A 20,797-nucleotide genomic window follows, 5' to 3' on the forward strand; every position below is an offset into this window, starting at 1 on the left:
TTATCATTCGCACAAACTGCCCGGTGTGTCATCTATGAAAGAGGTGCTTATGCCATATATTTTTTTGGTTTTGCTGCTCTGTAACCTCATCTTTTTTATTTACAGAACTTTTGCCTAAGCTGCATCTCTTTGTTTCTACACTCAAATTAGACCATAATAAAATTGTACAACTTGTACACAGTTTAAAAGAATTTCATAGATAACAATTTGTTCTCCAATCCTTTATAGTATGCATGCTGAAAAAATGCAGGAAAATCCTCAGCTATGAATAATCAGACACCTCTACAGGCGCCAGCACTGATTGAAGTCAATCACCTGAGCTTTAAACGAGGGGAGCGGGTCATTTACGACAATGTCAGCTTAAAAATTCGACGTGGGCAGATTACTGCAATTATGGGACCGTCAGGCACGGGTAAAACCACCTTGCTGCGTTTAATTGGCGGGCAGCTCACTCCGGATCAGGGTGAAGTGCTGCTCGATGGTAAGAATATTGGGAAAATGTCACGTCAGGAGCTGTTTGCAGCACGGGCGCGAATGGGCATGCTGTTTCAAAGCGGTGCCTTGTTTACCGATATGACGGTTTATGAAAACGTGGCCTTCCCGATTCGTGCACATACCCGTTTACCCGAACATCTTATTGCCGAACTGGTGGCTTTAAAGCTGGAATCGGTGGGTTTGCGTGGTGCCGAGCAGCTCATGCCGTCTGAACTGTCTGGCGGGATGAACCGTCGTGTGGCTTTGGCGCGTGCCATTGCGCTGGACCCGGAACTGATTATGTACGATGAACCTTTTGCCGGTCAGGACCCGATTGTGATGGGCGTATTGACCCGTTTAATCCGTTCATTGCGTGAAGCACTGGATTTAACCACCATTATTGTGTCGCATGATGTGGCCGAAACCCTATCCATTGCCGACTATATTTATGTGGTGGCGGAAGGGAAAGTGCAGGGTGAAGGCACCCCAGAACAATTAAAACAGCATGCCTCGCCTTTTGTACGTCAGTTCTTAACCGGTTCAGTTGAAGGCCCGGTCGACTATCAGTTTAGCCATCAACCCTATTTAAGTCATGAGGTGCATTCAGCATGAATGCGATTGCTGCATTAGGACGCCGTGTGATTGAGCGGGTACGTGGTATAGGCGTTGCCACATTAATGCTGCTCCAGATTTTATTTTCCATGCCAACCTGGATTGGCGTGAAACTGTTTATTTACCAGATGTACCGCGTCGGGGTGATGTCACTGCTGATTATTGTGGTGTCGGGCTTATTTATTGGTGCGGTGCTGGGCCTGCAAATGTACAGCATTTTGGTGACCTTTGGCAGTGAAGCCATGCTGGGCACCGCTGTGGCCCTAACCTTGCTGCGTGAACTGGCCCCGGTGGTTGCGGCCCTGTTATTTGCTGGCCGTGCCGGTTCTGCCTTGACTGCTGAAATTGGCCTGATGAAAGCCACCGAACAATTGTCCAGTATGGAAATGATCGGGGTCGATCCTTTAAAGCGGGTCATCTCGCCACGTTTATGGGCCGGTATTTTCAGCTTGCCGATGCTATCCGTGATTTTTGCTGCAGTCGGCATTATGGGCGGTAAATTCGTTGGGGTAGATTTTTTAGGCGCCGATGAAGGCTCTTACTGGAGCGGTATGGAAAGCACCGTACAGTTCTATAAAGATATCTTTAACGGCACCATTATTAAAAGTTTTGTTTTTGCATTAATTTGTACCTGGATTGCGGTCTACCAAGGCTATGCCTGCGAGCCTACGTCTGAAGGTATCGCGACATCTACCACGCGTACCGTGGTGTATTCATCGCTTTGTGTTTTAGGTTTTGATTTCGTATTGACTGCGGTCATGTTCGGAGGTGTTTAATGAAATCACGTACTAGTGAGCTGGCCGTCGGTGTTTTTGTCATTCTGTTTGGTATTGCTTTATTCTTCCTGGCGATGCGGGTCAGTGGTCTGGTGGGCACCACCATTCAGGACAGTTATTCCATGACCGCAACGTTTGACAATATTAACGGGATCAAGCCGCGTGCCAAAGTGGCCTTAAGCGGGGTTAAAGTCGGGCAGGTCGAATCCATTACTTTAGACCCGGTGACGCGTCTGGCCACTGTGACCATGATTCTGGATGGTGAGTTGACCACCTTTAATCAGGAACAGTTACAACAGGTGCAACAATATGCCCTGGAAGAGTTGCGTTACAGCAGCGAATACAGCGAAGCCGATCCTGCGCAACAAAAAGCAATGGAAAAGCAACTGTTGGATAACATGACCTCCATCACCAATATCGATGAAGATGCTTACATAATGGTAGCAACCAATGGTCTTTTGGGTGAGAAGTACCTGAAGATTGTACCGGGTGGTGGTCTGAATTATTTAAAACGTGGTGATCAAATCAGTAATACCCAAAGCACCATGGAAATTGAAGACCTTGTGACCAAGTTTGTGACCGGTGGCGCAGGCAACAAGTCATCATCCGATAACCCGGCAGATGAGACATCCGCTGAAACAACAGATGCAGAAGTGTCATTTGTTGAGTAATTGAGAGGAGAAATTTTAGTGAAGACATTGTTCAAACAAACCTTGACCGCAAGTGTTTTGGCCACGCTGGTGGCAGGTAGTGCATTTGCTGCACCAACCGAAACTCCTCCCGCATTTATCAAGAAAGTGGCGGATGGCCTGATTTCGCGTTTAAAAGCCGATCATGCCAAACTGCAAAATAATCCGGCCTTGGTGAAAACCATTGTGCGCCAGAACCTTGATCCGTATATCGATTCACAAGCCTTTACCCGTATTGTGATGGGAACCTATGCGACCAATCAGTACAGTTCGGCTGCCCAGCGTGCCCAGTTTGAAAAGAATTTCCGTGAAACCCTGATTGAAAACTACGGTTCAGCCTTTGCGAAATTCAGCAACCAGACTTATACCTTACGTCCGTATAAAGCCAGCAACAGCAAGAACCCGGTAGTGACCATCGACTTTAACAACAAAGGCGAGAAAATTCCGGTATCGTTCCAGCTGGTCGATAAAGGCAATCAGTGGAAAATCCGTAACATCAACGTATCCGGGATTGATTTAGGTCTGCAGTTCCGTAACCAGTTTGCAGCCAACGTCAAACGTAATGGCGGCAATATTGATAAAGCGATTGCGACCTTTAAACCAGATGCAGAAGCTGCGGTTGATAAAAAATAATAGGACGTGCTGTGATTGAATATGTAAATCAGGAACTGCGGGTTTCCGGGAAAATTGACTTTAACAATGCCGAGCAGTATTACCAGCAGGGCTTGCAGCTGATTCAACAGCAGCCCGCCCCGGTGGTGGTGAATCTGGCCGAACTTGAGCAGGGCAGTACCCTGGCTTTGGCTGTGCTGGTGCGCTGGTTAAGACAGACCCCGGATGCGCAAGGGCTGGTCTTTAAAGCCGTCCCGGAAAAAATGATGAAGATTATTCAATCCTGTCATTTGCAGGATGATTTACAGCTCAGCGCTTAAACAAAAAGCACCTCAACCGAGGTGCTTTTTTATGGCGTTAAGTTTCTCTCTTTACCTAAGGGAGGTGAGGAGGGATGAAGGATTAGTGAAACCAGCCCTCTCTCTAACTCTCTCCCTTAGGGAGAGACATGTCGCATTAAATCCATTTCTTCCATCTGAAGTAAATCAGCGGCCCGATAAAGAAGCCAATCAGGATAATACTGACAATAATAAAACTGGTGGTGCCTTTGGCAAAAGGCAGTACGTCGGTGTTCATGCCATAAACACTGGCCACCAGCATTGGCGGTGCCAGCATACTTGGTAAAATCGAGAAGCGACGGATGGTGTCATTCTGTTCGGTGTTAATGAAACCCGAAGTAGTATCGAGCAGGAAGCGTACTTTCTGGAACAGGAAGGCGTCGTGTTCGACCAGCGAGCGTACATCTTCACTCAGTTCACGGATATCGGCATCATAAATATGACTGCCCAAGGCACGTGGACGCGCTAAAAAGGTCAGCACACGGCGTAAATCAATCAGACAGAGCTGGGCTTTTCCAAGCATATCTTCCAGTTGAGCCAGCCGGGTAATCATGTCATCAAGGTCTAAAATCATTTCCCGGTGGCGGTTATTCAGCACTTCGGTGGAGTATTTTTCCAGGTCCTTGTGGATATCTTCCAAGATATCCGCAAGCTCATCCAGCTTGGCTTCTAACAGCCCGAGCAGCACCCAGGTCGGGTCTTTATAATCAATTTCATAATCATTGCGTCGTGCACGGGCCCGAAAAGCACGAAAGGCCACCAGTTTTTCACCGCGCAGGGTTAGCAGACGGTCCCGGTTTAAAATAAAGGCAACGGTTTGTACCGTGGCGAGAATACTGGAATTTTCTTCCGATTCATCATCGACCTGATAGTTTTTATTTTTCGTTAAAAAATAGGTGCTGATGTGTAAAACCCCATCATCATCACGGTAAAATCGGGCAGATGAGGAAATGTCTTCCAGAGACTTTAAGGTGGGTAAATCCTGCCGGTAGGCGTCCATGACCCACTGTTGTTCTTCTTGTGAAGGGGCGATCAGGTCAATCCAGACCAGTTCTGGATGCAGGTCGAAGCCGCCGTTGATGGTAGCGTCTTCCAGACTACCGCGCTCTGTGGCGTAAAAGGCTTCAAGCATTAGTCTTTTCTCCCTTGCGCAGTATGGGTTTTATTGATGGGTGTATTTTAGACAAGGATTTGATTAAAAACACTGTTTGAAGTGCTAATTTATTTAAAAAACCAGCTCAAGGGTATATTTGCGGCATCATAGCCGCTGAACATGGTGAAAAAATGACAAATTCAATTGCAGTCTTCTGTGGCTCGGCTTTAGGTTCCGATGCGGTTTTTGTGGACACGGCGCAGCTGGTCGGGCAAACGATTGCAAAACAGGGCAAAACCCTGGTCTATGGTGGTGGTCGCTCCGGGTTAATGGGTGTGGTCGCAGACAGTGCCTTGCAGGCCGGTGGTGCCGTAATTGGCGTGATTCCGGAGCCACTGGTTGATCGCGAGCTGGCCCATCCCGGTTTAACCGAGCTGCATGTGGTGAAGAATATGCATGAGCGTAAAACCAAAATGTCAGAACTGTCCGATGCCTTTATTGCCATGCCGGGCGGTGCCGGTACGCTGGAAGAAATTTTTGAGCAGTGGACCTGGGCCCAGCTGGGAATTCATTTAAAACCGAATGCCTTTTTAAATGTTGAAGGTTTTTATGATGATCTGCTGCGCTTTATTCGCATGACCACTGACAAGGGCTTTACCCATGCACGTTTTACCGAGGCATTAATTGTGTCTGATTCTATGGATGAGATTTTAAGCCAATTTGAACGTTTTCAGGCACCTGAACCGAAATGGGGCATGGCTGACCGTCAAGCCTTGGTGAAATAAATATGAACACCATTACCGTAGCTGCGGCCATTATTCTGAATGAGCAGCAGCAATTGCTGCTGGTACGCAAACAGCACACTGAATGCTTTATGCAGGTTGGTGGCAAGCTGGAAAGCAATGAGCCACCGGAGCAGACCATCTGCCGGGAAATCGAGGAAGAAATTGGCTGTCAGGCCCAGATTAAACAGTTTGTTGGCCGTTTTGAAACCGCTACAGCCAATGAGCCGGATCATCGTCTGGTCAGTTATGTCTATTATGTGCAGCTCGATCAGGACCCGCAGGTTCAGGCAGAAATTGCGGAAATGAAATGGATTGAACTGGAGGATGAGACGATGCGTCTGGCACCGTTAACCACAGAAGTGGTGATTCCCTGGGTGAAACAGCATCTGTTACAGTCGGCTTAAGGCTGGCTGTCTTTTTGAAATGATTTATCCGTCGGCACTGGCAATACACACCGCATAGACCTTGTGACAGCCAAGTTGCTCCAGCTGCTGTTTTAGCGCACGAATTGAGCTGCCGGTGGTGACCACATCATCAACAATTAATACCCGGCGATAAGGCCGGCCGGCATCGGGTCGCAGCTGGAATTGCTGGTCCAGATTTTCCAGTCGTTCCAGCCGGCTTAAGCCTTTTTGACTGTGTTGATGGCGCCGTACAACCGGTTGCCAGATTGGTAGCTGTAAATGGCGTGCCAGCACCTGAGCCAGCAGCAGGGTATGATGATAGCCACGCTCTGCCAGTCGCTCGGTTGCCACCGGCATCGGGACAATGGCCTGTACCCGTGGATAGGCCAATTCACACAGGCTGCCCGCCAGTAAAGGCTGATAATGCAATTGCTGCTCATATTTGAATTGCTGAATCATCCGGTCGACTGGATAACGATAATGACAGGCCACCTGAATCTCGGTTTCCTGCCGGTAGACGTTTGCTTTTAACCATGGCAGTTGCTGCAAGCAATCTGCACAGACCCGGTACTTCTGCTGGGCCGCACTGCCACAGAGCTGGCAGGGCAGTAATTTTTGCAATAGCGTACGGCTATGCGCCAGCAGCTTAAACATAGGCATAACGTGGTGCTTCCGGCAGCCAGCGTTTGAGCAGGGCCTCGGCCTGCTCGGGATAATCTTTCAGCATCTGCTGGGCCACATAATGTGCCTGATTCAGCAGATGATCATCGCGTTCCAGCTTGGCCACCCGAAAGCCCATATCGCCGGTTTGTTTGGTGCCCAGCAACTCCCCGGGGCCGCGCAGTTCCAGATCTTTTTCGGCAATCACAAAGCCATCATTACTTTCTCTTAAAATCCGCAGCCGTTCCTGGCCGTTTTGCGACAGCGGATGCTTATACAGCAGGGCACAGAAACTGGCTTTGGCGCCCCGACCGACCCGGCCACGCAGCTGATGCAATTGCGACAGCCCTAAACGCTCGGCATTTTCAATCACCATAATTGAAGCATTCGGGACATCGACGCCGACTTCAATCACGGTGGTGGCAATCAGCAATTGTAGCTGGTTGTCTTTAAACTGCTGCATCACCGCCTGTTTGTCATCAGCCTTCATTTTGCCATGCACCAGACCAATATTCAGTTCCGGAAAGCGTTCCTTGATTTCAGCAAAAGTCACTTCGGCAGCTTGCGCATCCAACGTTTCTGACTGTTCGACCAGGGTGCAGACCCAATAGGCCTGTTTGCCTTCGGCACAGTTGCTGGCAATACGCTGTAGTACCTGTTCGCGCCGGTCCAGTGGAATGGTCACGGTCTGAATCGGGGTACGGCCCGGCGGCAGCTCATCAATAATGGAAGTGTCCAGATCGCCATAGGCGGACATCGCCAGCGTACGTGGAATTGGGGTGGCGGTCATCACCAGCTGATGCGGAGTCATGTGATTCAGGCCCTTGTTTCTTAAGGCCAGCCGCTGATCGACCCCAAAGCGGTGCTGCTCATCAATAATCACCAGTCCCAGCTTGGCAAATTCGACATTGTCCTGAAACAGCGCATGGGTACCGACCACCAGCTGGGCGCTGCCATCCTGAATAATCTGTTCGGCGCTGGCGCGGGCCTTGCCTTTCTGTTTTCCGGATAGCCAGGATACGGTCAGTCCCAAAGGTTCAAACCAGCGTTTAAAGTTTAAATAATGCTGCTCAGCCAGAATTTCAGTCGGTGCCATCAGCGCCACCTGCCAGCCTTCTTCTAGCGCATGACAGGCCGCCACCGCCGCCACCAGCGTTTTGCCGGCGCCGACATCACCTTGTACCAGCCGCAGCATCGGCTTGTTTTGTTTCAGGTCCTGGATAATTTCCTTGGACACTCGTTTTTGTGCGCCGGTCATGCTAAACGGTAAGCCGGCCAGTAACTGCTTGGCCAGATGTTGGCTGGGCGCAAAAGCTGGCGCTTCAATCTGCTGAATATAAGCGCGGCGGGTCAATAAACTGACCTGATGTGCCACCAGTTCTTCAAAAATCAGCCGCTGCTGGGCCGGATGCGAACCCTGACCAAGCTGCAGCATATTGGCACTGGTTGGCGGCTCATGGATATATTCTAGCGCCTGTTTCAGTGCATAGCCGTTGGTAAATTTTTCCGGCAACAGTTCCGGCAGATCATCACTGTGCTGTTTCAGCGCCTGTTTGACATAGTCGCGCAGTTTGGACTGGGTCAGCCCTTCGGTGCTTGGATAAATCGCCGTGAGCTGGGTTTTCGGTAGCGGAGTATGCTCGCTGATCAGCTGGATTTCCGGATGATACATTTCCAGACCACGTGCGCCGACCCGGACTTCACCAAACACGCGCAGGCGGTTGCCGACTTTGGCACGGTCGGTTAGGCCTTTATAAATATGATAAAAACGTAAGGTGACTTTGGCGCTGTCATCATCCAGCAGAATTGCCATCGACTTGCGTTTGCCGGGTGGGAAATCGACCCCTTTGACAATGCCTTCCAGTAAATAGCTGCGGCCGACGTTCAATTGGTTCATCGGAATGATCGTGCTACGATCTTCATAATCACGCGGCAGATGAAACAGTAGGTCATCTGTGGTGAAAATATTCAGTTTTTCCAGTAACGCGGCAGCAGCAGCGCCAACGCCTTGTAATTGATGGACTGCGGCCATGTCCCCTCAACAATGGTAATGAGCAAGTGGGTTATGCATATTTTATTTATCGGTTATGGTAAAACATCTGCACGTGTGGCTAAACAACTATTTCAAGCCGGCCACCAAATTACCACAATTAGCCGCAGCCGGAAAAGTGATGTGCATGCAACGCATCTGATTCAGGATGTGCAGCAGCTGGATTTAAGCCAGCTGGCGCCCATTGACTGGGTCTATGTGCTGCTCAGTCCGGGGCAGAGTACGCCGGAGGCCTATCAGCAGACCTATCTGGATTCGGTGCAACCAATTGTAACGGCGCTGGCAGCGCATCCGGTGCGGCGCATGGTGGTGGTGTCATCGACCCGGGTGTATGGACAAAATGCCGGGGAATGGATTGAGGATACCACACTGCTTCAGCCGCCAGATGCACAGGCAGACATTCTGCTCAAGATGGAGCAGGCCTATTTAAGCGCTTATCCGGAGCGTTGCACCATTATCCGGCCCAGCGGTATTTATGGCAGCTCAATCGCAAGGATGGTCAAGCTGGCGCACACGCTCACCGAATATCCAAACCGGCACTGGTCTAACCGGATTCATATTGATGATCTGGCGCGTTTTCTGGCACAGATGATTCACGTGGAACATCTGCAGGAGAGTTATATTGTCAGTAATGGTCAGCCGCAACTGCTGCATGAGGTGGTGCAATGGTTTCAGCAGCAGCTGCATCTGCCGTTATTAACGCTGACCAGTCCGCACGAAACCGGCAAGCGGATTTTACCGAAACGGATGCAGGACAGTGGTTTTAAGTTACAGCATGACGACTGTTTTCAGGATTATCTGGCCCTGTTACAGCAAGCGGATGTGAACTAAGAGTTTTTCATTTTATTGAGGATGGCTGATATTTCCCGCACCTTTGCATGAAGGCAAAGATACGGGTTATGGACGGTTTTTTATTTCTTTTTACGTTTTAAGCGACGTTTGGCTTGCTGCGCAGCTAGGGCATCCAGCGCATCTTTTAGTTCTTCATCGCTAAAGGTGGTGATGTGTTGCAGCATTTGCAGGGTGACATCATCCAGCACCAGATTGGCATACTGCGCCACATTGCTAAAGTTCTCATCAAAGACAATAGCATTGTCGCTGTTGGTGCTGATATAGCCTTGCTGGGTCAGCACTTTAATAAAGCTCTGGAACAGGGCCTTATCGAAGAATTCCGGTGAGTTGAACTCATACAGCACCGATAAACGCTGACCCACCAGATGGCTCAGTTCTTCAACCTGACGGGCGGAAATATTGCCCGAACCACGCTGGGTAATCAGCGCCAGGGTCATGTAGTAGCGTTCCAGACTTTGCATCACCGGCGCAGCCAGCACCACCAGCTGGTTATGGTCTTCACTGTTCGGTGCCGGAGAAAGCAGATTCCCTTCAGCATCTTCACTGATCAGTTTGGCCTGAATCAGCCCATCAGCATAGGCACAGATTTGCTGTTTCAGTTCTGCTTCATTCCATTTCAGGAACAGCTCGGCTTTCAGGAACGGATACAGCGTGCGAATTACATTAATTAAATCGCCACGCTTGATTGAACCATTGTGCTCCACCAGTGCTGCTACCAGAGATGGCAGGACAAAGGCATGCAGAATATTGTTGCGGAAGTAGGTCAGCAACACCGCCTGATTGTCTTCAATGGCAATAATATCGCCCAGAACGTGCTGCACACGTTTAATCAGTTTCAGCTTTAGACCGTAGGCAATAATTTCCTTGCCTGAAAGTGGGGTGATGTGGGTGCGCTCATCGTAAGGCAGGGCAGTGAGCAGGTCACGATAGGTATCCAGCTGCTTGATACAGATCGCTTCATCCAGGGTGTGTTTTGGCGTGGCCAGCAAAATCAGCGATAACAGTGATACCGGATTAATCACCACAGCGCGGTTAATGTTTTCCAGAATCGCATAGGCCGAGCTGTTTACCGCATCGGAGACTTCTTGCGGAATCGGATCGTCATTTTTTTCGATACTGATCTGTTCGGCGTCATGCTGTTTTAGCATGTCATCTAAAAACACTGGCTCGCCAAAATTCACATGCACCTTGCCAAAAATACGCTCGATTTTTCTCAAGGTTTTCAGAATACCGACAATGGATTCGGCCTCTTTCGGTTTACCCTGCATTTCACCGACATAGGTCGAACCTTCCATCAGGCGTTCATAGCCAATATAGGTTGGCACAAAGGCAATCGGTTTGGCGCGGCCACGTAAATGTCCATGTACGGTCATGGCCAGCATACCGGTTTTTGGTGGCAACAAGCGGCCGGTACGCGAACGGCCGCCTTCAATAAAGTATTCCAGCGGCGTGTTGCGCGACAGAATGCTGTACAGATATTCCTTAAATACGGTGGTGTACAGGCCATTGCCACGGAAAGTCCGGCGAATAAAGAAAGCCCCGCCACCGCGTAATAACTGACCGACAAAGGGCATGTTCAGGTTATCGCCAGCCGCAATATACGGCACCATCATGCCGCGTTTATAAATCACATAAGACAGCAATAAATAGTCGATATGACTGCGATGGCACGGGGTATAAATAATTTCGTAGTCTTTGGCCAGCTCACGCACGGTACTGAAATTATGCACCTCGACGCCATCATAGAGTTGGGTCCATAAACGGGTTAGCGCCGTTTCAGCAAAGCGGATGGCGGCATAGGAATAGTCCGACACGATTTCATTTAAATAGCCAATGGCACGGCGCTCGGCTTCAATCATGCTGATTTTACTGCGGATGCTTTCGCGGCGAATGGCTTCTTGTACATCCGGCGCTTTAATCAGACTGTGCATGACGTTACGGCGGTCCGATAAATCGGGACCTAATACCACTTCGCGCTGGCTGTCTAAATAATTATTTAAGGTATTAATAATACAGGTCGCCGGCGACAGGTTTGGTGCCTGCATCTTGGCGGTCTGCACCATCGCTCTTAAAGACTGTGCCTCATGAAATTCCAGATAGGATTGGCGACCATGCAGGCCAATATTGACCAGCTGCTTGACGGTGCCCGGCGTGGCCCAGGTATCGGTCAGGAGCAGTTTGAGCCAGGAATCTTCTTTATCTGGCGCGCGGCCCCAGAGGACCGTGACCGGAATCAGCTCAATATCCAGTTCCGGGTGCCGCTCCAGCAGCTCAATCAGACGCAGCAAACGCGGCGGAAAGGCGTGCGGCGGCGGATTTAGCAGATTGTTTTCATCATAGTGCTGTAGAAACAGAATCGAAGCTTTTTCCTTGTGCTGGCCAATCTGCATCGGGTCTAATGCGGGCGGCAGCTTTAAGCGGCGTGTTTCACCATCAAGGACCAGGGCATTGCTGCGGGAATGGTTCTGCAACACATAGCAGACAATTTTCTGGGTCGGCTGTTCTGAATGGTCTGTCGCTGCTGCTTCGGCAGGAACCTCGCCCAGTACATGCGGGGTTACCACCAGATCAAGCAGTTTGCTTGAAAGCTGACGATAAATTTGACCAAAACCACTCTTGGACATACCAACTCCTAAATCAATGACCAGTACCGCAGATTATCTGAGGGAAAAATAATGAATCTAATTGTAGCGAAAAATAGCCTGACATTTTCTGACAAATTCTATCTTTAGTGCTCAATTTTATCGTTAAAAATCGTATTTTTAGTGCGGCGCATTATACGGGAGCCGTGACAGGGCAGTCAGTTAAACTTTAGTGTTTTAGTCGACAAATATGGCAAAATAGGCAAGATTGAGCTGTTTCTATTTTGCTTGTTTTGATTTTTAAATATCCCGACATAGGTTTCCCCGCATGAATGCACTGACTCAGGAACTGGTTGAACTGCTTAGCCTGGAAAAACTTGAAGAAAATATCTACCGAGGCATCAGCCGCAATCTGGTCGGTAAGCGCGTGTTCGGTGGACAGGTGCTGGGCCAGGCACTGCGTGCAGCCTCGTATACCACCGACCGTCCGGCGCATTCCTTACATGCCTACTTCCTGTTTGGTGGCGATGTCAACGCACCGATTATTTATGAAGTGGACCGGATTCGTGAAGGCAAGAGCTTTGTTAGCCGTCAGGTGCGAGCCATCCAGCATGGCCGGACCATCTTTATGTGTATGGTATCGTTTGCTGCGCCAGAAGAAGGGCTGAATTACCAGATTTCCGAGCCTGAATATCCGGCACCGGAACAGTTAAAAAATGAAGCGGAACTGGTGCAGAGCATTGTCGAGTTTATTCCGGAAAACGTTCGCGCCAGCTTTACCCGTGACCGTCATGTAGAAATCCGTCCGGTGAATCCAAGTAATCCGTTTCAGCCGCAGCCGGAAGCGCCGTCTTATGCGCACTATATCCGTACGCATAGTCCGATTGCAGCGGAGCAGGATGAAATTGCCCTGCATCAGGCCATTGCTGCCTTTTACTCAGACTTTACCCTGATGACCACCGCGCTACGTCCGCATGGCTTGAGTTATCTGTCGCCAAGTCTGCAATGTGCCAGTATTGACCATGCCATGTATTTCCATAAGCCATTCCGGGTCGATGACTGGATGCTGTATGACATGGAAGCCACCATCAGCAACAGTTCGCGTGGCCTGAACTTTGGCCGTATGTGGCAAAACGGCGAGCTGGTCTGTAGCACCATGCAGGAAGGTTTAATTCGCCTACGCGAAATTGAAACTCAGTAAACCAATATCAATAAAAAAAGCCGAATCAGTCGATTCGGCTTTTTTTATCCTACCTTCAATGGCAATGCGGCAAATCGCTTGGTGCATGTTTATGGCAGCCTTGTGCCTTGCTGTTGCCCGAAGAATGGGCAAAAACCTGAGAGGTGCTACAAATTAGTGCAAGAATAAGGGCGAGTTTTTTCATGAGGTTACTCTTTTAGTCTTAAAAACAAGGTAATGCACTGATAAAGCACATCTTATGCCAGTTTTTCTGGCACCGGGCTTTTTTCCTGAGCTGGATTTGCTTTTGACAAAATAATGCTCGATTCAGCGCAGCTCGCATGGCATAGTGCCAAGCAAGATGACATCACAATATATGCACCCATGAGCTTAAATACACAAATTCTGGTGGCCGCAATTTTAGGGATTCTATTCGGGTTTTTGTTGAACCTGTTGCCGGGCAGCGCATTTTATGACGGCAGCTTATATGGCCTGAGTATTGCCAGCAGTATTTTTATCGGCCTGCTGAAAATGCTGCTGATTCCCCTGATTTTCAGTTCGATTGTAGTCGGGGTATCCAACCTGCAGGCTTCTGGCCAGCTGAGCCGGGTCTGGAAAATTACCTTGCTGTGCTGTGTGACCACCACCACATTGGCACTCATTTTAGGTCTGGCCTGTGCGCATCTGTTTGAAGTCGGCAAAGGTGTAGATGTGCGTTTATTCCAGGACGCGATGAGCCAGCATCAGACGCCAGATACCTTAACGCCGTCGTCTTTCTTCACCAATTTTATTCAAAACACTCTGATTAATCCGTTTAAGGCCTTTGCCGAGGGCAATGTGCTGGCGGTGGTGGTGTTTGCCTTATTTGTCGGGGTGGCGCTGGTCAAAGGCGGTGAGCAGTTCCGGACCGTGCGCCGGCTCAGCCATCAGTTTTTTGACATCATGATGCTGATGATTGGCTGGGTAATGAAACTGGCACCGCTGGGGATTTTTGCCCTGCTGGCCAAGCTGATTGCTACCGAAGATGTGACCGTACTCAGCCGTCTGGCTGAGTTTGCTGTGGTGGTAACGGGTACCACGATTTTCCATGGGCTGGTGGTACTGCCGCTGTTGCTGTGGCTATTTGGCAAAATGAATCCAGTGACCTTCTTTAAAGGAACCCGCGCTGCTTTAATTACTGCATTTGCCACCAGTTCCAGTTCGGCCACCATGCCACTTTCGATGAAATGCGCCCAGGAAAACCTGAAGGTGCGTCCGCAAACAGCTGGCTTTGTAATTCCGCTCGGTACACAGCTGAATATGGATGGCACGGCCTTATATGAAGCCGCTGCGGCGCTGTTTATTGCCAATTTAATGGGACTGGATTTGACCTTGGGCCAGCAGTTGGTGGTCTGTGCCACCGCCATGATTGCCTCCTTGGGCGCGCCGGGAATTCCAAGTGCCGGCATGGTCACCATGATTATGGTACTGCAATCGGTCGGTCTGCCGGCAGAAGCAATTGCCATTTTACTGCCGATTGACCGTTTGCTGGATACCGTACGTACCGTAGTCAATGTCCAGGGTGATATGATGATTAGTGTGGTGGTTGACCGTTATACCCGCGACGATCAGATCGCAACTCAATCCTGAGTATCTTCCCAGCACGGATTCCAGACTACTTCCCAGAGATGGCCATCGGGGTCCTGAAAATAACCGGCATAACCGCCATAAAAGGTGGCTTGTGCCGGTTTGACAATGGTGGCACCGGCACGCTCGGCCTGCTGCATCACCTGATCTACGTCCAGCGGACTATGCACATTATGCCCCAGACTGATTTGGGTCGGGCAAAAACGGCTCAGGGGCAGGCCTGAATCTTGCGCCAAGGCAGCCTGCGGCCACAGTGCCAGTGTCAGGCCTGAATCCAGCGTGATAAACGCCACTGCGCCCTGTTCAAATTCCTGCCCGACGATACCTTCACTCTGCCAGCCCAAACCTTGCTGATAAAAGCGCAAAGCTGCGTCTAAATCCTGCACAGCCAGCGTGATCACACTCAAAGATGCGCGCATTGTTCCTGCCTTTTCATTCAAGTCTGATTTTTATCTTAGCGGAAATCTGGCTCGACACAGTGCTGCCTGTGTCGGGCAATTGTATCTCTGCAATTCTGCACCAAGTGGACGCTTTACGCGACTTTAAGTTGGGCGCGCTGTGCCGCCGGGGAGGCTTGCAGATAGGCCAGCGCATCTTCGGTTTTGGCTTCATGCAGCGGGTCATACCACGGCATTAAATAACCCAACTGTTGTGATACCAGCCAGAATGGTGAGGGCAATAAGCCGTTATTGGCCTGTGCAGTGCGGTACCATTCCCGCCAGATCCACGGTTTATACAGGGCCGGCCGGATTGATGCATAACGCGGGTCCTGCCGCATAATATGCGCCGCGCCATCAATCCAGAGGCCAATTACCCCGGCAATCACCAGCAGGCTCAGATAATAACGGGCCAGATAACTGCCACCCAAATGCCGGTACAGGTCAAAGGCTACGGTGCGATGCTCGATTTCTTCTGCGCCGTGCCATTTGACCAGATCCAGCATGGCCGGGTCGGCGCCCTGACGCTGCCATTCGTGGTTATACAGCGCATATTTACCCAGCACGCAGGTCATGTGTTCTACCGTAGCAACAATACCTAAACGGAACAGATCCCAGTGCCGTTCGCTCCACTGCGGCAATTGCAGACCTAAAGGCCGATCAGCCAGTAACTGGTTAAACAGCCCGTTCATCAGACTGATATTGCGCTGAATATCAATCTGGCGTTCAGTTAAATAATCCTTGTTGGCCGAGTTGTGCGCCTGGGCGTGCATGGCTTCCTGACGGATAAAGGCCTGCACATCCTATTTTAGTTTTTCATCCTGAATCTGCGGCAAAACCTTGTTGTACAGCCGGCAAAACCAGAACTCGCCGGCCGGCAGAATCATGTTAATTTCGTTAATAAAATAACTGGCAAAAGGCTGCTGCGGAATCCAGTCGATGGGGGTGTCCTGCCATTCAAAGCGGACTTTACGCGGTTGAATAAAGTAGCCAATGGATGAGCCACGGGCAGCACGGCGAAAACGTGCGAGGAGTTTTTTCATGCTGTATTGCACCTCTAAAATGTGATGCGGTTCAAATTATGCTCAGCATGAGTATGAAAAAAATATCCCCCATTGAAACTAGCAATAGGGGACATTCCAATATCAATAGATGTAAATTATTGTCGGACAGGATTAAGCAGATGTAAAGCTTATGGCTCTTTGGCGGCCGTTTCAGTCAGCTGTTCAACAGCTTCAGGATCTGGTAGCTCTTCTGCTTCCAGTTCATCTGCCGTAGCTTCCGGAATGCTGGCCAGATCAAACTGCTGCGATTGTTCCAGGGTAAAGTTCAGACGACCGGCCATTACACTGGCCAGTTCTTCCAGACCCTGACGATTGAGTGAGGAGAACAGTTGAATCGAGAAATCCAGCTTCATCTTTTTCAGCTGCTGTTTTACTTCCAGCAGGACTTTATTGGCCGGGCCACGATTCAGCTTGTCGGATTTGGTCAGCAAAACATGCACAAACAGATGACGAGAATAAGCCCATTCCAGCATCATCACATCAAAATGCTGTAGTGGATGGCGAATATCCATCAGTAACACCAGACCCTGTAAGCTCTTGCGATGAATCAGGTAATTTTCCAGCTCTTTTTGCCAGACAATTTTCATCGATTCCGGTACCGCAGCATAGCCATAACCCGGTAAATCGACCAGACGCTGCTCTGGATTGCCCAGACTAAAGAAGTTGATCATCTGGGTACGGCCCGGTTTTTTCGAGGCACGTGCCAGCTGTTTCTGGTTGGTGAGGGCATTAATCGCACTGGATTTGCCAGCATTGGAACGTCCGGCAAAGGCCACCTCATAGCCGCTATCTTCTACACAGAGATTCAGCTTTGGCGCACTCATCAGGAATTCGGCTTTACGTAGCCAGTTCAGGGCACGAACGGCATATTCGGTAATCGCAGGATCAGCCTTTTTCTCATAGCTAATCTTTTGCTTCGGCGCATTAGCGGCCTTAGTGTTTTTCGATTTTCCTCTGCTATGGTGCATAACTTAACTTCATCACTGCTTTTACAAAGCGGTATTATAGATCAACTCGCGCAGACACGCGAACTTTGCTGTAGCCGTGTGCAAAAGTTATCTAACTCAGAGATTGATCAGCTGAATTGGCGATTGTGTGCTCCACTGTGCCGGTGCAGGAGTATCTAACACGTCGGACAGGGTGTACTGGTCCAGACTCTGATAAAACTGTTCCAGCGCCTGATCTAAAATGCCTTTTAAGCCACAGCGGCTGCGCAGCACGCACGGCGGGGTATTACATTCCACAATCTGGGTTTCACGTTGCAAAATACGCACGATCTGGCCCAGCTTCAGTGCCCGTGCATCCGGATTTAAACGCAGGCCGCCCCCTTTACCGCGGGTGGTAATCAGCCATTCCTGTTTGCCCATGAAATGCACAATTTTAACCAGATGGTTTTGGGAAACATGCAAATCCTGCGCAATTTCCGCAATCGTATACGGCAGATCTCGCGGTGGGGAGATATACAGCAGAATACGTAATGCATAGTCGGTGAATTTATTTAATTGCATGATCGCACAAATATTTTTTCAAAGTTGAAATACAAGAAGGCTAGTCTACCATAAGCAGACTAGCCCTCCTATGTTTTACACGTGTGGGGTTTTAGTGACGTACACCACCCGTACCAAACGCTTCACTGTGAATCTGTTCGGCTTTAATACCACGTGCCAGTAAGGCTTTTTGCTGCTCGGCCATGAATGGCATTGGGCCACACAGGTAGTAATCAGCATTTTCCGGTAATAAGGCAGCATCCATGGTGCTCAGGTCCAGACGACCGGCCACATCATAATCCTGACCTAACACATCTTCGGTATTCGGGAATTCATAGGCTGTAAAGGTATGAATACGTGGATACTTCGCCTTGATGTCCTGAATATGCTGTTTCATGGCATGTACCTGTTTGCTGCGGCAGGCATGAATGAAGGTCACCGGTTGTGGCACATCTAAAGTCACCAGCTGGTTCAGCATCGCAATCATTGGGGTTAAGCCAACACCACCACTAATGAACACATTACGTTTGTTGCTGTCGATCAGGTAGAAGTTTCCGGTTGGCGCTGAAATTTCAAGTTCTGCACCTTCTGGCAGCTGATGCAGCGCATTAGATACCCAGCCTGCAATCTTGTCGGCGCCATTACCCGGTTCGCGTTTCACTGAAATACGTAAGTAGTCTTGCTGCGGGCTGGTTGACAGCGTGTATTGACGTGGTTGTTTCAGGTCCAGTTCAGGGACAAAAACACGTACTGAAATGTATTGGCCGGCTTCATATTTTGGTAAGGCACCACCATCGACCGGTTCAAAGTAGAACGAGGTAATTTCGTCGCTTTCTACCACTTTCTTGGCGATTTTGAAATTACGCCAGCCTAACCAGCTGCCTTGAGTTTGCTGATGCTGCTCGTAAATGGCACGTTCGGTATTAATAAACACTTCTGCAAGCTGGCCATACGCGGCGGCCCAGGCATCAATCAGTGGATCATCCATGGAAATATTCAGCACTTCGCTGATGGAGTGCAGCAGGTTTTCACCGACAATATTATAGTCCGGAGCTTGAATATTCAGACTGACATGCTTGTGTGCGACCAGTTCAATTACTGGCGCCAGTACTGATGGATCTTCAATATTTTCTGCATAGGCCAGTACCGCACCTGCCAGTGCCTGCGCCTGCGCACCACTGCGTTGATGACCCAGGTTAAAGGTTTCTTTAAGGTCCGGATTATTCCCCAACATGCGGTTATAGAAATAGCTGGTCAGGGCCACACCATTTTCACGTAGAACAGGAACAGTTGCTTTTACAAGGTCAATTTGCTGTGGAGTCATGGCTGATCTCTCATGGCTGGTTATTTATAAGATGTATTTAAAATACATTTTATAAAACGCCAGTGCAAGCACTGTTTTTAAAAAACCATAAAAAAATTATGGGATATAAAAATATCCCATAATGAAAGCGGTTCCTATCGGTTTTTTGATTATTTTCGGCCAAACAGGGAGCCTAATAATCCGCGGACAATTTTCTGTCCGGTGCTGCCGCCTAAGGTGCGGGCCGCGCTCTTGGCAAAGGTACCGACAATGTCCTGAGTCAGCTTTTCACGCTGCCGTGCAGTGCGTTCAGCTTCTTTTTGCTGTTCGCGGGCCAGACGTTCCTGCTCACGCGCTTGCTGTTTGGCTAAAGCAGCCTGCTCTTTAGCTTGCTGCTTGGCTAGGGCTTCCTGTTCCTTGGCGCGTTGCTGTTCGAGCGCGGCCTGTTCAGCCTGTTGCTGACGTTCCGCTACTTTCTGTTGCAGCATTTCATAGGCACTGTCCCGGTCCAGACTCTGCTCATATACACCGGCGACAATACTCTGGCTCATCAGTGCCTTGCGCTGTTCAGGGCTAATCGGGCTAAACGAAGAGTAGGGCGGCATCACCCAGCCGCGCTCTACAATCTGCGGCGTGCCTTGTTCATCCAGACAGCTAATTAGAGCTTCACCGACGGCCAGTTCGGTAATGGCCTGTTCCACCTGAAATTCCGGATTGGCACGGAAGGTTGCAGCCGCGGTTTTGACCGCTTTCTGATCTTTCGGGGTAAAGGCGCGCAAGGCGTGTTGCACCCGGTTGCCGAGCTGTCCCAGTACACTTTCAGGCAAATCCAGTGGATTCTGGGTGACAAAATAAATTCCGACGCCTTTGGAGCGAATCAGGCGGACTACCTGCTCAATTTTCTCCTGCAGGGCCGGGCTGGCATTGTCAAACAGTAAATGCGCTTCATCAAAGAAGAACACCAGCTTGGGTTTGTCCATATCACCAACTTCCGGCAACTGTTCAAACAGCTCTGACAGCATCCACAATAAAAAGGTCGCATACAGTTTCGGGGTGTGCATCAACTTGTCTGCAGCCAGCAGGTTGATGTTGCCGTGTCCCTGAGCATCGGTCTGCATGAAATCCAGAATATTCAGGCTGGGCTCGCCAAAAAACAGATCACCGCCCTGATCGGCCAGTGCCAGTAAATTGCGCTGAATCGCGCCCAGACTGGCCGGAGATAAATTGCCATAGTCGGCCTTTAACTCTGCCGCATGTTCGCTAACATAGCTGAGCATAGCTTTCAGGTCTTTAAAGTCAATCAGCAGGAGGCCCTGATCATCGGCAATCCGAAACACCGCTGACAATACACCTTCCTGAGTGTCATTTAAATTCAGCATCCGGGCTAGCAGTAGCGGTCCGATTTCGGAGATGGTGGTGCGAATTGGATGGCCCTGTTCACCAAATAAATCCCAGAACACCACCGGCGAGGCAGCAAAGGGAATACTGTCAATACCCAGGCTTTTAATCCGTTCATCAAATTTGGGATTGCTGGAACCAGCCTGTGCCAGACTGGAAACATCGCCTTTGGCATCGGCCAGAAAGACTGGGACACCAATGCGGGAAAAACTTTCTGCCAGGACTTTTAAGGTCACGGTTTTACCGGTACCGGTTGCACCGGCAATCAGGCCATGCCGGTTGGCAAACTGGGAATGTAAGACTATCGCTTGTGTGGTATCACGGGTTTTTTTGGCAATGGTAATTGGTGTACCCATACTGTACTGATCCTCGTTG

20 protein-coding genes and 1 pseudogene are annotated in these 20,797 nt (G+C 49.7%); 10 read left to right on the plus strand and 11 right to left on the minus strand.

Annotation, left to right across the window (positions count from 1 at the left end):
- Nucleotides 1-264 precede the first annotated feature (264 nt).
- Genes FTU86_RS06855 through FTU86_RS06875 form a run of 5 tightly spaced genes read left to right on the plus strand, consistent with a single transcriptional unit; the run spans nucleotide 265 to nucleotide 3,483 of the window.
- Nucleotides 265-1,086 carry an ABC transporter ATP-binding protein gene (locus tag FTU86_RS06855; protein ID WP_005180329.1) on the plus strand — a complete coding sequence of 274 codons (822 nt, stop codon included), beginning with the start codon at nucleotides 265-267 and terminating at the stop codon, nucleotides 1,084-1,086.
- Entirely contained in the window at nucleotides 1,083-1,862 is a 780-nt protein-coding gene (gene mlaE, locus FTU86_RS06860) for a lipid asymmetry maintenance ABC transporter permease subunit MlaE (RefSeq protein WP_005180328.1), read from the plus strand. The genes FTU86_RS06855 and mlaE overlap by 4 nt, the downstream gene beginning before the upstream one ends.
- Nucleotides 1,862-2,533, plus strand: a complete 672-nt coding sequence (locus tag FTU86_RS06865) for an outer membrane lipid asymmetry maintenance protein MlaD (RefSeq protein ID WP_075168244.1) — start codon at nucleotides 1,862-1,864, stop codon at nucleotides 2,531-2,533. Before mlaE ends, FTU86_RS06865 begins: the two co-directional genes overlap by 1 nt.
- 18 nt (nucleotides 2,534-2,551) lie before the next feature.
- The gene (locus FTU86_RS06870) at nucleotides 2,552-3,184 is read left to right on the plus strand and encodes a phospholipid-binding protein MlaC (protein ID WP_005180322.1); all 633 of its coding nucleotides are present in this window, start codon (nucleotides 2,552-2,554) and stop codon (nucleotides 3,182-3,184) included.
- 11 nt (nucleotides 3,185-3,195) lie between these two features.
- Nucleotides 3,196-3,483, plus strand: a complete 288-nt coding sequence (locus FTU86_RS06875) for an STAS domain-containing protein (RefSeq protein ID WP_045795311.1) — start codon at nucleotides 3,196-3,198, stop codon at nucleotides 3,481-3,483.
- A gap of 136 nt (nucleotides 3,484-3,619) precedes the next feature.
- On the opposite strand, the gene FTU86_RS06880 is transcribed toward FTU86_RS06875, so the two are convergent.
- Entirely contained in the window at nucleotides 3,620-4,633 is a 1,014-nt protein-coding gene (locus FTU86_RS06880; RefSeq protein WP_005180320.1) for a CorA family divalent cation transporter, read from the minus strand.
- Nucleotides 4,634-4,785: 152 nt separating this feature from the next.
- Between FTU86_RS06880 and FTU86_RS06885 the strand changes: the two genes are divergently transcribed.
- Both FTU86_RS06885 and FTU86_RS06890 read left to right on the plus strand, forming a co-directional pair.
- Nucleotides 4,786-5,379: a TIGR00730 family Rossman fold protein gene (locus tag FTU86_RS06885; RefSeq protein WP_005180318.1), complete on the plus strand. Its 594-nt coding sequence runs from the start codon at nucleotides 4,786-4,788 to the stop codon at nucleotides 5,377-5,379.
- Between the two features lie 2 nt (nucleotides 5,380-5,381).
- Nucleotides 5,382-5,783 carry an NUDIX domain-containing protein gene (locus FTU86_RS06890; protein WP_180036550.1) on the plus strand — a complete coding sequence of 134 codons (402 nt, stop codon included), beginning with the start codon at nucleotides 5,382-5,384 and terminating at the stop codon, nucleotides 5,781-5,783.
- A gap of 24 nt (nucleotides 5,784-5,807) precedes the next feature.
- On the opposite strand, the gene FTU86_RS06895 is transcribed toward FTU86_RS06890, so the two are convergent.
- Together FTU86_RS06895 and recG are read right to left on the minus strand one after the other, a co-directional pair.
- Nucleotides 5,808-6,443, minus strand: a complete 636-nt coding sequence (locus FTU86_RS06895; RefSeq protein ID WP_180036549.1) for a ComF family protein — start codon at nucleotides 6,441-6,443, stop codon at nucleotides 5,808-5,810.
- Entirely contained in the window at nucleotides 6,430-8,475 is a 2,046-nt protein-coding gene (gene recG, locus FTU86_RS06900; protein ID WP_180036548.1) for an ATP-dependent DNA helicase RecG, read from the minus strand. The genes FTU86_RS06895 and recG overlap by 14 nt, the downstream gene beginning before the upstream one ends.
- 33 nt (nucleotides 8,476-8,508) lie before the next feature.
- On the opposite strand from recG, the gene FTU86_RS06905 reads away from it, so the two are divergent.
- Nucleotides 8,509-9,324 carry an NAD(P)H-binding protein gene (locus FTU86_RS06905; protein WP_180036547.1) on the plus strand — a complete coding sequence of 272 codons (816 nt, stop codon included), beginning with the start codon at nucleotides 8,509-8,511 and terminating at the stop codon, nucleotides 9,322-9,324.
- An 80-nt stretch (nucleotides 9,325-9,404) separates the two neighbouring features.
- On the opposite strand, the gene plsB is transcribed toward FTU86_RS06905, so the two are convergent.
- The gene (gene plsB / locus FTU86_RS06910) at nucleotides 9,405-11,969 is read right to left on the minus strand and encodes a glycerol-3-phosphate 1-O-acyltransferase PlsB (protein WP_180036546.1); all 2,565 of its coding nucleotides are present in this window, start codon (nucleotides 11,967-11,969) and stop codon (nucleotides 9,405-9,407) included.
- Between the two features lie 286 nt (nucleotides 11,970-12,255).
- Here plsB and FTU86_RS06915 point away from each other — a divergent pair, with 286 nt between their 5' ends.
- Nucleotides 12,256-13,128 carry an acyl-CoA thioesterase II gene (locus FTU86_RS06915; RefSeq protein WP_180036545.1) on the plus strand — a complete coding sequence of 291 codons (873 nt, stop codon included), beginning with the start codon at nucleotides 12,256-12,258 and terminating at the stop codon, nucleotides 13,126-13,128.
- Nucleotides 13,129-13,183: 55 nt separating this feature from the next.
- Here the strand turns inward: FTU86_RS06915 and FTU86_RS13825 are convergent, their stop codons facing one another.
- On the minus strand, nucleotides 13,184-13,312 hold the full coding sequence (locus FTU86_RS13825) for a YHYH domain-containing protein (RefSeq protein WP_194088134.1): 129 nt from the start codon (nucleotides 13,310-13,312) through the stop codon (nucleotides 13,184-13,186).
- 179 nt (nucleotides 13,313-13,491) lie between these two features.
- Here FTU86_RS13825 and FTU86_RS06920 point away from each other — a divergent pair, with 179 nt between their 5' ends.
- Complete coding sequence (locus FTU86_RS06920; protein WP_218945233.1) at nucleotides 13,492-14,736, plus strand: dicarboxylate/amino acid:cation symporter; 1,245 nt, start codon at nucleotides 13,492-13,494, stop codon at nucleotides 14,734-14,736.
- Here the strand turns inward: FTU86_RS06920 and FTU86_RS06925 are convergent.
- The 6 genes and pseudogenes from FTU86_RS06925 to FTU86_RS06950 all read right to left on the minus strand — a co-directional run bounded on the left by FTU86_RS06925 (nucleotide 14,727) and on the right by FTU86_RS06950 (nucleotide 20,778).
- On the minus strand, nucleotides 14,727-15,152 hold the full coding sequence (locus FTU86_RS06925) for a VOC family protein (protein ID WP_127799321.1): 426 nt from the start codon (nucleotides 15,150-15,152) through the stop codon (nucleotides 14,727-14,729). The two genes, FTU86_RS06920 and FTU86_RS06925, sit on opposite strands and share 10 nt — an antisense overlap.
- A gap of 113 nt (nucleotides 15,153-15,265) precedes the next feature.
- A pseudogene (locus FTU86_RS06930) lies at nucleotides 15,266-16,213 on the minus strand (metal-dependent hydrolase).
- Nucleotides 16,214-16,362: 149 nt separating this feature from the next.
- Nucleotides 16,363-17,202, minus strand: coding sequence for a ribosome biogenesis GTP-binding protein YihA/YsxC (yihA, locus tag FTU86_RS06935; RefSeq protein ID WP_075167396.1), 840 nt, complete (start codon nucleotides 17,200-17,202; stop codon nucleotides 16,363-16,365).
- Between the two features lie 96 nt (nucleotides 17,203-17,298).
- Complete coding sequence (locus tag FTU86_RS06940) at nucleotides 17,299-17,742, minus strand: Rrf2 family transcriptional regulator (protein WP_160240938.1); 444 nt, start codon at nucleotides 17,740-17,742, stop codon at nucleotides 17,299-17,301.
- Between the two features lie 91 nt (nucleotides 17,743-17,833).
- Complete coding sequence (hmpA, locus tag FTU86_RS06945) at nucleotides 17,834-19,045, minus strand: NO-inducible flavohemoprotein (protein WP_005180299.1); 1,212 nt, start codon at nucleotides 19,043-19,045, stop codon at nucleotides 17,834-17,836.
- A gap of 149 nt (nucleotides 19,046-19,194) precedes the next feature.
- Complete coding sequence (locus FTU86_RS06950) at nucleotides 19,195-20,778, minus strand: helicase HerA-like domain-containing protein (RefSeq protein ID WP_168384193.1); 1,584 nt, start codon at nucleotides 20,776-20,778, stop codon at nucleotides 19,195-19,197.
- Nucleotides 20,779-20,797: the final 19 nt, after the last annotated feature.

The sequence above is a fragment of the Acinetobacter sp. YH12155 genome (assembly GCF_013418255.1).
In the GTDB taxonomy this organism is placed as follows: domain Bacteria; phylum Pseudomonadota; class Gammaproteobacteria; order Pseudomonadales; family Moraxellaceae; genus Acinetobacter; species Acinetobacter indicus.

Bases quoted from the DNA above. Each gene is read 5' to 3' on its own strand.
- FTU86_RS06890 (WP_180036550.1), top strand. From the start codon at position 5,382: ATGAACACCATTACCGTAGCTGCGGCCATTATTCTGAATGAGCAGCAG.
- yihA (WP_075167396.1), bottom strand. From the start codon at position 17,202: ATGCACCATAGCAGAGGAAAATCGAAAAACACTAAGGCCGCTAATGCG.
- hmpA (WP_005180299.1), bottom strand. From the start codon at position 19,045: ATGACTCCACAGCAAATTGACCTTGTAAAAGCAACTGTTCCTGTTCTA.
- FTU86_RS06885 (WP_005180318.1), top strand. From the start codon at position 4,786: ATGACAAATTCAATTGCAGTCTTCTGTGGCTCGGCTTTAGGTTCCGAT.
- FTU86_RS06855 (WP_005180329.1), top strand. From the start codon at position 265: ATGAATAATCAGACACCTCTACAGGCGCCAGCACTGATTGAAGTCAAT.
- FTU86_RS06865 (WP_075168244.1), top strand. From the start codon at position 1,862: ATGAAATCACGTACTAGTGAGCTGGCCGTCGGTGTTTTTGTCATTCTG.
- FTU86_RS06895 (WP_180036549.1), bottom strand. From the start codon at position 6,443: ATGCCTATGTTTAAGCTGCTGGCGCATAGCCGTACGCTATTGCAAAAA.
- FTU86_RS06940 (WP_160240938.1), bottom strand. From the start codon at position 17,742: ATGCAATTAAATAAATTCACCGACTATGCATTACGTATTCTGCTGTAT.
- FTU86_RS13825 (WP_194088134.1), bottom strand. From the start codon at position 13,312: ATGAAAAAACTCGCCCTTATTCTTGCACTAATTTGTAGCACCTCTCAG.
- FTU86_RS06925 (WP_127799321.1), bottom strand. From the start codon at position 15,152: ATGCGCGCATCTTTGAGTGTGATCACGCTGGCTGTGCAGGATTTAGAC.
- FTU86_RS06880 (WP_005180320.1), bottom strand. From the start codon at position 4,633: ATGCTTGAAGCCTTTTACGCCACAGAGCGCGGTAGTCTGGAAGACGCT.
- FTU86_RS06950 (WP_168384193.1), bottom strand. From the start codon at position 20,778: ATGGGTACACCAATTACCATTGCCAAAAAAACCCGTGATACCACACAA.
- FTU86_RS06905 (WP_180036547.1), top strand. From the start codon at position 8,509: ATGCATATTTTATTTATCGGTTATGGTAAAACATCTGCACGTGTGGCT.
- recG (WP_180036548.1), bottom strand. From the start codon at position 8,475: ATGGCCGCAGTCCATCAATTACAAGGCGTTGGCGCTGCTGCTGCCGCG.
- plsB (WP_180036546.1), bottom strand. From the start codon at position 11,969: ATGTCCAAGAGTGGTTTTGGTCAAATTTATCGTCAGCTTTCAAGCAAA.
- mlaE (WP_005180328.1), top strand. From the start codon at position 1,083: ATGAATGCGATTGCTGCATTAGGACGCCGTGTGATTGAGCGGGTACGT.
- FTU86_RS06915 (WP_180036545.1), top strand. From the start codon at position 12,256: ATGAATGCACTGACTCAGGAACTGGTTGAACTGCTTAGCCTGGAAAAA.
- FTU86_RS06920 (WP_218945233.1), top strand. From the start codon at position 13,492: ATGAGCTTAAATACACAAATTCTGGTGGCCGCAATTTTAGGGATTCTA.